Below are 9808 nucleotides of genomic sequence, written 5' to 3' on the forward strand. Positions count from 1 at the left end.
CGCTGCGATCATAGGTGGCGTGCATTGTTACTGCAAGTGGCCCAGCTCAATTGAGCAAGATTTGTGAACTGGTAAAGGGCAGTTCGGATATGTGTCATGTTGCGGTTGACGACGGTGGCTTGTGCGACCTACTCCTCTTGCAGTTAATTCTGCTGAGAGGTCCTTTCATGGCAAAAGCAATTCACATGATGATCCGGGTTCTGGATGAAGAGCGTTCGCTTGCGTTTTATCGTAGGGCGTTTGGTCTGGAAGTTGCCGAACGGCTGGATTTTGACAGCTTTACGCTAGTTTATCTACGGAATGCGGAGAATGATTTTGAGGTTGAGCTTACAGTCAACAAAGACCGCAGCGAGCCATACTCATTAGGTGACGGGTACGGGCACATCGCGTTCTGCGTGGATGGGTTGGCTGCTGAACATAAGCGTTTTCAGGAGGAAGGGCTTGCGCCGGAGGACATCAAAGAGTTCTTCGTGGAAGGCAAGTTGCTGGCACGGTTCTTCTTTGTGACTGATCCCGATGGATATCGAATCGAGATGTTGGAGCGGCATGGGCGATACCAGTAGCCGCTTTCGAATTTAGTACTCGATCGCCTTTTCAGCCAGTGTAGGAGGGGAGCTTTTGGCGAGCTCCTCTTTGCTGTGGCTTTTGAAGGTGTGCGTGAAGCCATCACGTAGTTTGTACTGCGGTTGCCAATCGAAGTTTTCCAGGTATCTGGTCACATCGAGTGCGCAATCGTAATCGCGGAACGGGAAATACTCACGGGCTGGGATGCTGGGCGCCATGTCATTGCCGTAGAGAATTTCTGGTTCGACCTCCGCAATATCGCAGAGCATCTTCACCCATTTTTCGATGGTGAGGATGTGCGGGTCAGCCAGATTGATAGCTTCGGTCGGCATGGCATGCATCGCCAGCAGATAGAGGATAAAGCTTGCGAGATCTTCTTCGTGCAAAAACTGCAGTTTGGTCTGGCCATCACCGGGCAGGATGATCGGGCGTTCTGTTAAAGCACGCGCCCAGACAAATTGCTCGCGGTCGATATCATTGTTGGGGCCATATAGATAAGGCGGGCGGATGGCGACGGCTGGTGTGTGTTCCTGATTTAGCAGGAAGTGGTCTGCTTCAGATTTATCTCTGCCATAAACGCCCCACACGGACGCTCCGCCGATCGGGTCTTTTTCGCTCGGTAAGTGCCCTTTGGTTTCTTTGTAAACCGCTGCGCTGGAGAGGTGAATCCACTTTTTGGCATGGATGCCGAAGGTGTTGAATGCAATCCTCGACTGCTCTCGCGTATAAGCGCTTGTATCGATTACCGCTTCGAATTTATCGGTGATCTGCTGCATGGCAAAAGGATCGTTTCTGTCTGCAACCAACTGCTTGGTTCCCGGAACCGGGCGTGTGCCTCTGTTGAGCAGGGTTACATTATATCCCTTCGAAAGTAAGGCCGGGATGAGAGATGCACCCACAAAGCCCGATCCACCTATGACTAACAAGTTATGCATATTTTGCAGTGCCTTAGAACTGTCCACTCTCAGTTTCAAAAATCTAGCATAGTGGGATTAAAGAAACCTGTCTGTGTGGCAATAGTTGAGCACCCATCCATTTTCGTTGAAATATTGAACCTTGCAATGAGCGAGGCGAGGCGGCACAAATGGTCAACTTCAATTTGCAGAAAACGGGGATATTGACCCATGGCATCCAACAAGCTCCTGCTTCTTCCTGGTGATGGAATTGGTCCTGAAATCATGGAGGAGGTGAAAAAGGTTATCGCCTGGCTCAACGAGCAGGGCGAAGATACTTACGAGTATGACGAAGGCCTTGTTGGTGGCAGTGCCTACGATGCACACGGCGTTTCCATCTCTGAAGAAGATATGGCGAAAGCACAGGCAGCTGATGCTGTTATTTTTGGTGCTGTTGGGGGTCCTAAATGGGACGATGTGCCTTATGAGGTTCGCCCGGAAGCTGGCCTGCTGCGTCTGCGTAAAGACCTTGGTTTGTTTGCCAACCTTCGCCCTGCGATTTGCTATCCAGCGCTGGCTGATGCGTCTTCTTTGAAGCCGGACGTCATTGAAGGATTGGATATTCTGATCGTTCGCGAACTGACTGGTGGTGTTTACTTCGGTGAGCCGAAAGAGATCATCGATCTGGATAACGGCCAGAAGCGCGGTATCGACACGCAGGTTTACGACAGCTACGAAATTGAGCGTATTGCTGGCGTTGCATTTGATCTTGCGCGCACCCGTGACAACAAAGTTTGTTCCATGGAAAAGCGCAATGTGATGAAGTCCGGCGTGCTTTGGAACGAAGTTGTGACCGCAACGCACAAAGCAAACTACGCGGATGTTGAGCTGGACCACATGCTGGCAGATGCTGGTGGCATGCAGCTGGTGCGTTGGCCAAAGCAGTTTGACGTTATTGTAACCGACAACCTGTTTGGTGACATGCTGTCTGATGTTGCGGCGATGCTGACTGGTTCTCTGGGTATGCTGCCGTCTGCTTCTCTGGGTGCGCCTGATGACGCAACCGGTAAGCGCAAAGCCCTTTATGAGCCAGTGCACGGTTCTGCTCCTGACATCTCTGGCACAGGTGCTGCTAACCCAATTGCAATGATCGCAAGTTTTGCAATGGCGCTGCGCTACTCCTTCCAGAAGATTGCTGAGGCCGACATGGTTGAAAAAGCAATCTCCAACGCACTGGACAAAGGTCTGCGCACAAAAGACATCGCGAAGGATGGTGAAGCCACCATCACCACCGCACAGATGGGTGATGCCATTGTTGCCGAGCTGACTGCTCTTGAAGGTGTTTCAGCATAAGCTGGCAGTTCAGAGTTTAGAGATTTGAAACAGGGCTTCCGTTGGTTCGGGAGCCCTGTTTTTTATTGCATGGGTGGCAGCAGCGGCTGTGTGGGTTTGGGACTTGGCAGATTCACGTACTGTATCTGTGCCCCTGTGACATCGAAGTCTTCAAAACTCACGCCATGCAGCGTTGGGTTCTCGTAGGTTTTGATGAAGTACTTTCTGTTTTCAATGTCAGCAATGGTCGACCACTGGGTGTAATCGTTGGCTTCCTGTTCCTGCTCAACTGGCGAAATTGCAGGCCTTACAAACCCTTTTGGAATGTCGAAGTTGTTGAGCACGTGCTCCATGGTCACAAGCCGGTTCTTGTTTAACTCAGCAGCATCAATGGTGGAGATTAAACCCAGAGCACGGATAAATCGGGAAGGTGGAGTTGGGTCACCCGGGATGCCAAGCAAGCCAGACCCCTGACCGAAGGGGGTTAGTTCCTGTCCCATGATCTCAGTAGAGCCAATGTTGAATGGAGAGAGGAACAGGTAGTTGCGGATGTTCTGGACATGCCACTCGAAGTCTGGCGAGTTGGTGAGCACGGTGTAAGGATTGTCGTAGACTTTCAACTCGCCATTTATGGGCTCGATGACGATGGAAAAGCCAGCTGCATCATGCAGGGTGTAGTGAAGCGGCGGGATCTCATCCATGCTCTCGTAGAAGGTTCCGACTAATGAGACCTGATCCAGATTGACTTTGATTTCTTCGACTGTTTTGAAGGTTGAAAGCATCCAGACGAGGAAGTCTACCTGATTGATTTCCTTGGTGCGCTGCGCTTCATCATCTGACGGGTTTTTGTAGGCTGCAGAGCCAGGGAAGTAGAGGGCGCCACCGGACAGACCGTATTCGTTCATGCCATCAACCAAGGCGGGGCTGTCGAAGATGCTGGCGCCAATCACAGCAATTTTGCCAGTCCAGCTGTGGCCCGCTTCATCATTGATTTGAGATTGGAACTTGTAACCGCGTGGGATTAGCCCAATTTTAGTGGGGATCTGCTTGCCGAACTCCATCGTGCGGCCATACATTTTGATGTTGTCAACGGTGGACAGGACGAAGCTGGTGCAGGCATTTGCGGCTATGGGCTGAAGAATAAAAGCGAGTAGGGCTAAGCTGATCTTGAACAAGGCAATTAGTTTGCTGGCAAAGCGCTTGAGCATGAGGCCTCCGGAGTGAGTTCTTTTGCTTGTGATTGTCTGCGAAGAGCACAAAAGTTCCGTTAGATGTGCCTGCTGCTTTAAGATTGGTTTTTTGGAAGTTTGGCGACTGGATGTTAATCACGGGAGTTAGCCGTGTGATTTGGTTGCGCGAAAAACCCGTGTGCGGCATAAGCCTGAGCCAAGACAAATTTTGAGAAGCATTGCTGAAAGACAGAGCATGGATGAACGTTTAAGACCCTTCCTCGGAACCTGGATTCTGGATCCTGATGCCTCAAACTATGAGCAGGGTTCTGTGCCTTGGGGCGGCAGTTTGAAAATTGTCGAGAAGAATGGCGAGATCGGTTTCTTCATGAAAACCGTTGAAGGCGAGGGCGAGACCGTTGAGGCCAACTTCTCAGGCATTCCTGATGGGGAAGATCGCCCTATGCCGCAAAACCCGTTTGCGGATACGCTTTCCCTCTCTTTGAACACGGATGGTGATCTGGTTTCTGAAGCAAAGCGCGGCGGCCTTAGCATTATGGTTGCCAAGCGCGAGCTGAATGAAGACGGCTCTCAGCTTACGGTTTATCAAACTGTACACCTGTTGGATGCCGGTTCGTTTACCAACGAAGCGGTCTATATGAGAGCACAGTGAGTGGTTTAAACCTGCATTAGCTTGTCTTTGTTGAACTTGGTTGTGTGATTTAAAAACGTAACAGGACACAACCATGTTCAATCGAAACAGGCTCGCTGGAGCCTGCGCAATACTGGCGGTTTGTGGTGCATCGAGCGCCAATGCCCTGGTGTTTGATGGCATTCCTTACATGGATGATCGCAGCACACCCCAAGCGGTGATTGAAAGCTATTATAATGCTATCAACCGCAAAGAGTATGTGCAGGCGTATAGCTACTTCAACACACCACCTAAGAACTTTGAGGAGTGGAAGGAAGGGTTTCGAACAACGGAGTCCGTGCAGCTGCGCTATGGGTCTACCCAGCCAGATGCAGGCATGAGCCAGCTCTATTGGCCGCTTCCGGTAGCGATTGAAACGCACCTTTCCGACGGCACTTCGCAGGTTTATGCGGGCTGCTATGTTTTACATATGGTGGTGCCGGGTACGATTACTGATCCGCCTTACTCACCCATTGCGATTAACAGGGCTGAGTTGAAGCCAACGGATAAGCCTTTGAGTCAGGCCCTGCCCGACAAATGTGATGAGTAGCCGTCATTATTCATCATATTAGCTTGCTGCGAAGGCCCCGGAATAAGCGAGGGTGCCTGTTGGTGTCTCTCCCTCAAAGGTGTGCTGCATAAAGTACTGTGCTGGCACGCCGGGGAAGATGAGGCCTTTTGTCTGCTGAAAGCCGAAGCGGCTGTAATATTCCGGCTCCCCAAGCAAAACGACACCTCTGGCACCAAGCTGCTTGATTTGCTGCATTCCCTCCACGATCAGGGCTGCGCCAAAGCCCTTGCCCTGATGTTTCGGAGCAATGGCCACTGGGCCAAGGCCATACCAACCTTTGTCCTTACCATCGATTGTTACAGGAGAGAAAGCGATATGACCTACCATACCTCCAGCTTGCCCTCCGATGAGTGACAATGTCAGCTCACCGTTGGCACGCAGCTGGTCGATGATCAGGTGCTCTGTTGGCTTTGCGCCGGGTTCATGGTGTGGATGGTTTTCGAAAGCTGCATAAACGAGAGTGCGGATTGCTTCGACGTCAGATGGTAGCTCTGTGCGGATGATCATCGGTTTTGTCCGTTCTGTTTAGCTTAGCTTTTGTGCCACAAAGAATAGGAAAGCTCATTGACTTATCGGACTAGAGGTACCCGAACATTCTCCCGCAGATCAGGACTCCGAGCCAGCTGAACAGCGAGATGAAGCCAGCGGATTTGAAGCGGGAGATGGTTCCGCGGGAGTCGACTTGTGCCAGATAGCGCCATGGTTTGTTAAAGCGCAGGAACAATGCGTTGAGCAGGGCGAGTGTGAAAAAAACTGACTTAGCCCAGAATATGGGCGCGTTGACGTATACTTGCGCTTTGACTGAAAGCAGGAAGATGCCAGTGGTGATCGCGATCAGGCCGCCCAGAAGGGCAATGCGGGTGAGGGGGCGTGCAAGGTCGTACAATGGTATGGACCGCCACATGCCCATCATGCGCAGGTCAAGCGGGACGAGGGAACCGAATAGCATCGCTAACCCGACGATGTGGCCTGTGTTGATTGCCGGATAGACCCACCATGCATACTTGAAGACCTCTGGCAGCTGAGAGCGTTCGAGATCGACAGCAAGTGCTTGCAATTGAGAAAGGAGGTCCATCATTATTCCGTTGTGACTTTTGATCGCTCTGTTCAAACTGAGTGCAGACGCGATGCCATGCAAGGATTGATTGGCACACTTTTTCTGGTGCCCACGGTTTTATCATTTTGAGGTTGTTTATGGCTGACTTTGTGCATTTGGAATGGGGACGGAACGCAAGCAGTGATGGCTTTGCTGCGACTGTGATTGTTGATTGCCTGAGTTTCTCGACAGCGACTTCTGTTGCGTGTGGCAGAGGAGCGAGGGTGGTGCCCGTTGCTGACCGTGATGAGGGGAAAGCGCTGGCCGATGAGATCGGCGGCGTTTGTGCAGGGAAGCGCCGGGAGGATGGTTACTCATTGTCTCCACCAACGCTCATGGGGCTGTCGGCTAGCGATGTGTTGGTGTTGCCCAGCCCCAACGGTGCGACGCTTTCTGCTTTGCCGAGAGAAGGGCGGGTGTTTGCTGCTGCACTTCGGAATGCAGCAGCGGTGGCGGCTTATCTTAAGGTGATTTCCGGCAAAGTCTTGCTGGTTGCTGCGGGTGAGAAGTGGCCGGATGGCAGTTTGCGGCCTGCCTTCGAGGATCAATTGGCCTGCGGTGCACTTGCGCATATGCTGGACTGCCCGATGTCGCCAGAAGCCTCGATTGCTCGGGCTGGTTATCTTTCGTGTGCTGATGATTTGCTCGGTGTGCTAAAGGGCTGCGTGAGTGGGCAGGAACTGACACACCGTGGTTACACAGTTGATGTGGAGTGGGCAGCTGACCTGGATTCGGAAAGCTGCGTGCCTGAACTGCGGCAAGTTGAGCTTGGCGGGAAGGCCGTGAATGCGTTTGGGGATGTGGTTTAGAGGCATCCGTGGATGCCTCTAAAGCTAGCGGATGAATGGAACTTCTATTTGGACTCGAAGTTGATTGTGCCGATTACATCAGAACCCTTTGTGAAGAGATATTGAGCACCAGCATCTGAAAGTTTTACCTTGATGTTAGCGCGTTTCGTCATCGCAAGATTTACTAAAACATTTCCATATGGAGTTCCGTTTACGAAGAAGTTGCTGCCACTAAACGTGATCTGTTGAGACATATCATTATGAAGTTCGAGTGTGATTCCTGCACCGTCTTTGGACATTTTTGAGCCAGGGAGTGCATTGTCGAGTTCTTTTGCAAAGTAGTCGTAGCTTGCGCCTTTGATGAACATGACCTTCTTTATATTTGGGATTTCCTGCTCGTAAGCCACGAGCAGCCCATATGCTCCCTTAAACTCGCTTGAACCGATTTTGTCTTCCCATGAGCCGACATAAACAGGTACGCTTGCAATGAATGAAACTGTGCGATCGATACCGTCCGGAGCTTTTGCGCAACCTTTGAACTCTACGTTTTGAAATGAGCGCTGGACCGCTGGTTCGACCTTGCCGCGAATTTTCTCACAGTCGTCTTCTGAGAATGTTCCTTTGCCCACGAGCGTGACCGGAGCGAGGATCGGTTTGCCTTCTGTGTCTTTCGTCAAGTCACTCGCATATAGGCTAACTTCAGTCTCGTAGTTACACGCGGTTACGGTCAGGCCAATAATCAAGGCTGATAATATCTTAGAGTACTTCATTGTGTATTCTGCGTCGCCAGTTGTAGTTTGGGTTTGCTCATGACCATGCAGCTCAAGAGCAGCGATCCGGAAGATTAAATTGCGTTTAAAATATTACTAGTTGCTGCATATGATGCATGCAAGCCATGGTTGATGCGACTTTTAGGACAGCTCCAGATTACATCTGCCGCGCAGATGACGCTTATTTTTGAGATTAATTCAGCCTTACTTCGGTGATTGTTAAGTGTTTCTCTGAAAACTGACTGAAATCCGTGGTTTCCCGGTGCGCTGGGGTGACTGATCGTTGCGCACTTTAAATTGCGTGAGATATGCCTGTTGACAAATGATGTGGTTATAGGCAGGTTCTGCGCGATCAATTTTGAAGGTAGTGTTTAGCAGCATGATGTTTGCGATGACCAACATGAAGAAAACCATGAAACGTGCGATGACCGCGCGCATGGCTTCTGTTGCGCTTAAAACAACTACCAAGACAATCACCACGAAAACGACAAAGACCACCGTCTAAGGTGCCTCTCTTTCCCGCGCTCTCCCCGGGACGGAGGGCGCCAGAGGGCTCACCGGGCGCAGTCAGCCTCCGGAAGCCAGCGGGGGAGACGAAGAGGACAAAACCAATGGGTTATAAGATTGCAATTGCAGGTGCTACCGGCAATGTGGGTGCGGAAATGCTGGATATTCTGGCAGAGCGCGGTTTCCCGGCTGATGAAGTGATTGCATTGGCATCTCGCCGCTCTCAGGGCAAAGAAATCTCCTTTGGTGACAAGACGCTGAAAGTTAAAGCGATGGAGAATTTTGATTTCTCCGATGTTGATATCTGTCTCATGTCTGCCGGTGGCTCTATTGCGAAAGAGTGGGCACCAAAGATTGCTGCCAAGGGCTGTGTTGTCATCGATAACTCTTCTGCATGGCGCTATGATCAGGATGTTCCGCTGATCGTGCCTGAAGTGAACGCTGATGATATTGTTGACTTCAAAAAGAAGAACATCATCGCGAACCCGAACTGTTCCACAGCACAGCTGGTTGTTGCACTTAAGCCAATTCACGAAAAAGCTGGCATCAAGCGCCTCGTTGTTTCCACTTACCAGTCTGTTTCTGGTGGTGGTAAAGATGCGATGGATGAGCTGTTCAACCAGACCCGCGCAGTTTTCGTAAACGACCCGATTGAGCCTCAGCAGTTCACCAAGCGCATCGCGTTTAATGTGATCCCGCACATCGATGAATTCATGGAAGATGGTTACACCAAGGAAGAGTGGAAGGTTCTGGCTGAGACCAAGAAGATGCTCGATCCAACCATCAAGGTAACCTGTACTGCTGTTCGCGTGCCTGTGTTTGTTGGTCATGCCGAGTCCGTGAACATGGAACTGGATAGCCCACTTTCTCCTGAAGAAGCTCAGGACCTGCTGCGCGAAGCGCCGGGTATTCTGGTTGTCGATAAGCGTGAAGACGGCGGCTATGTCACTCCTTACGAGTGTGCTGGCGAAGATGCGACTTACGTTTCCCGTATTCGTGAAGACGCGACCGTTGAGAACGGCCTGAACATGTGGGTTGTTTCCGATAACCTGCGTAAGGGAGCAGCGCTGAACACCGTTCAGATTGCTGAGGTTCTGGTGAATCGCGGCCTTATCAAGCCAAAAGCGGAAGCTGTTGCATAAGTTTTTCAGCAATTGCTGAGATTAGGAAGGGCACCTTTTAGGTGCCCTTTTTTGTTAGAGGCCACCACGTTCTCCCATGAACATCCTGCGCGGTAGGTAGCGAAGATCTGGGACCCATGAATGCCTCACGGCAACGTTTCACTCGCGGTGTATCGCAATTATCGTGTGGGCCCCGGCTCGGGGGGCATGACGGTGGTGGGCGCTTGCTGAAAAACTAATCCCCCTCGTGTTTTCCTCCCATACTCTGAATCTATGCCTACGTAACGGGCTGCTGGCGGAGCGACC

Annotated in this window: 12 protein-coding genes; 6 read left to right on the forward strand and 6 right to left on the reverse strand. The window is 51.2% G+C overall.

What is annotated here, in order from left to right:
- Positions 1 to 167: 167 nt before the first annotated feature.
- Positions 168 to 563: a VOC family protein gene (locus PsW74_RS22865; protein WP_057465103.1), complete on the forward strand. Its 396-nt coding sequence runs from the start codon at positions 168 to 170 to the stop codon at positions 561 to 563.
- Positions 564 to 575: 12 nt separating this feature from the next.
- Here PsW74_RS22865 and PsW74_RS22870 read toward each other — a convergent pair whose 3' ends face one another.
- The gene (locus PsW74_RS22870; RefSeq protein WP_082830687.1) at positions 576 to 1499 is read right to left on the reverse strand and encodes an NAD-dependent epimerase/dehydratase family protein; all 924 of its coding nucleotides are present in this window, start codon (positions 1497 to 1499) and stop codon (positions 576 to 578) included.
- Positions 1500 to 1688: 189 nt separating this feature from the next.
- Between PsW74_RS22870 and leuB the strand changes: the two genes are divergently transcribed.
- On the forward strand, positions 1689 to 2810 hold the full coding sequence (gene leuB / locus PsW74_RS22875) for a 3-isopropylmalate dehydrogenase (protein WP_063290361.1): 1122 nt from the start codon (positions 1689 to 1691) through the stop codon (positions 2808 to 2810).
- A 62-nt stretch (positions 2811 to 2872) separates the two neighbouring features.
- Here leuB and PsW74_RS22880 read toward each other — a convergent pair whose 3' ends face one another.
- Complete coding sequence (locus PsW74_RS22880) at positions 2873 to 3997, reverse strand: choloylglycine hydrolase family protein (RefSeq protein WP_063290360.1); 1125 nt, start codon at positions 3995 to 3997, stop codon at positions 2873 to 2875.
- A gap of 217 nt (positions 3998 to 4214) precedes the next feature.
- Here PsW74_RS22880 and PsW74_RS22885 point away from each other — a divergent pair, with 217 nt between their 5' ends.
- Positions 4215 to 4631 (forward strand): hypothetical protein, encoded by a 417-nt coding sequence (locus PsW74_RS22885; protein WP_063290359.1) that lies wholly within the window; start codon positions 4215 to 4217, stop codon positions 4629 to 4631.
- Positions 4632 to 4704: 73 nt separating this feature from the next.
- A complete protein-coding gene (locus PsW74_RS22890) occupies positions 4705 to 5199 on the forward strand; it encodes a hypothetical protein (RefSeq protein WP_063290358.1) in 495 nt (164 codons plus the stop codon).
- An 18-nt stretch (positions 5200 to 5217) separates the two neighbouring features.
- Here PsW74_RS22890 and PsW74_RS22895 read toward each other — a convergent pair whose 3' ends face one another.
- Both PsW74_RS22895 and PsW74_RS22900 read right to left on the reverse strand, forming a co-directional pair.
- Positions 5218 to 5727, reverse strand: coding sequence for an N-acetyltransferase (locus PsW74_RS22895; protein ID WP_063290357.1), 510 nt, complete (start codon positions 5725 to 5727; stop codon positions 5218 to 5220).
- Positions 5728 to 5797: 70 nt separating this feature from the next.
- Positions 5798 to 6295, reverse strand: coding sequence for a hypothetical protein (locus tag PsW74_RS22900; RefSeq protein ID WP_208988112.1), 498 nt, complete (start codon positions 6293 to 6295; stop codon positions 5798 to 5800).
- 119 nt (positions 6296 to 6414) lie between these two features.
- Here PsW74_RS22900 and PsW74_RS22905 point away from each other — a divergent pair, with 119 nt between their 5' ends.
- Positions 6415 to 7125 (forward strand): 2-phosphosulfolactate phosphatase, encoded by a 711-nt coding sequence (locus tag PsW74_RS22905; protein ID WP_063290355.1) that lies wholly within the window; start codon positions 6415 to 6417, stop codon positions 7123 to 7125.
- A 44-nt stretch (positions 7126 to 7169) separates the two neighbouring features.
- On the opposite strand, the gene PsW74_RS22910 is transcribed toward PsW74_RS22905, so the two are convergent.
- Together PsW74_RS22910 and PsW74_RS22915 are read right to left on the reverse strand one after the other, a co-directional pair.
- The gene (locus tag PsW74_RS22910) at positions 7170 to 7874 is read right to left on the reverse strand and encodes a hypothetical protein (RefSeq protein ID WP_063290354.1); all 705 of its coding nucleotides are present in this window, start codon (positions 7872 to 7874) and stop codon (positions 7170 to 7172) included.
- Positions 7875 to 8093: 219 nt separating this feature from the next.
- On the reverse strand, positions 8094 to 8372 hold the full coding sequence (locus PsW74_RS22915) for a hypothetical protein (protein ID WP_063290353.1): 279 nt from the start codon (positions 8370 to 8372) through the stop codon (positions 8094 to 8096).
- Positions 8373 to 8485: 113 nt separating this feature from the next.
- Here PsW74_RS22915 and PsW74_RS22920 point away from each other — a divergent pair, with 113 nt between their 5' ends.
- Positions 8486 to 9523, forward strand: a complete 1038-nt coding sequence (locus PsW74_RS22920) for an aspartate-semialdehyde dehydrogenase (protein WP_063290352.1) — start codon at positions 8486 to 8488, stop codon at positions 9521 to 9523.
- Positions 9524 to 9808: the final 285 nt, after the last annotated feature.

Origin of the sequence: Pseudovibrio sp. W74 (assembly GCF_001623085.1) — a bacterium.
In the GTDB taxonomy this organism is placed as follows: Bacteria; Pseudomonadota; Alphaproteobacteria; order Rhizobiales; family Stappiaceae; genus Pseudovibrio.

Bases quoted from the DNA above. Each gene is read 5' to 3' on its own strand.
- PsW74_RS22870 (WP_082830687.1), bottom strand. From the start codon at position 1,499: ATGCATAACTTGTTAGTCATAGGTGGATCGGGCTTTGTGGGTGCATCT.
- PsW74_RS22865 (WP_057465103.1), top strand. From the start codon at position 168: ATGGCAAAAGCAATTCACATGATGATCCGGGTTCTGGATGAAGAGCGT.
- PsW74_RS22920 (WP_063290352.1), top strand. From the start codon at position 8,486: ATGGGTTATAAGATTGCAATTGCAGGTGCTACCGGCAATGTGGGTGCG.
- PsW74_RS22895 (WP_063290357.1), bottom strand. From the start codon at position 5,727: ATGATCATCCGCACAGAGCTACCATCTGACGTCGAAGCAATCCGCACT.
- PsW74_RS22905 (WP_063290355.1), top strand. From the start codon at position 6,415: ATGGCTGACTTTGTGCATTTGGAATGGGGACGGAACGCAAGCAGTGAT.
- PsW74_RS22880 (WP_063290360.1), bottom strand. From the start codon at position 3,997: ATGCTCAAGCGCTTTGCCAGCAAACTAATTGCCTTGTTCAAGATCAGC.
- PsW74_RS22910 (WP_063290354.1), bottom strand. From the start codon at position 7,874: ATGAAGTACTCTAAGATATTATCAGCCTTGATTATTGGCCTGACCGTA.
- PsW74_RS22885 (WP_063290359.1), top strand. From the start codon at position 4,215: ATGGATGAACGTTTAAGACCCTTCCTCGGAACCTGGATTCTGGATCCT.
- PsW74_RS22900 (WP_208988112.1), bottom strand. From the start codon at position 6,295: ATGGACCTCCTTTCTCAATTGCAAGCACTTGCTGTCGATCTCGAACGC.
- PsW74_RS22890 (WP_063290358.1), top strand. From the start codon at position 4,705: ATGTTCAATCGAAACAGGCTCGCTGGAGCCTGCGCAATACTGGCGGTT.
- leuB (WP_063290361.1), top strand. From the start codon at position 1,689: ATGGCATCCAACAAGCTCCTGCTTCTTCCTGGTGATGGAATTGGTCCT.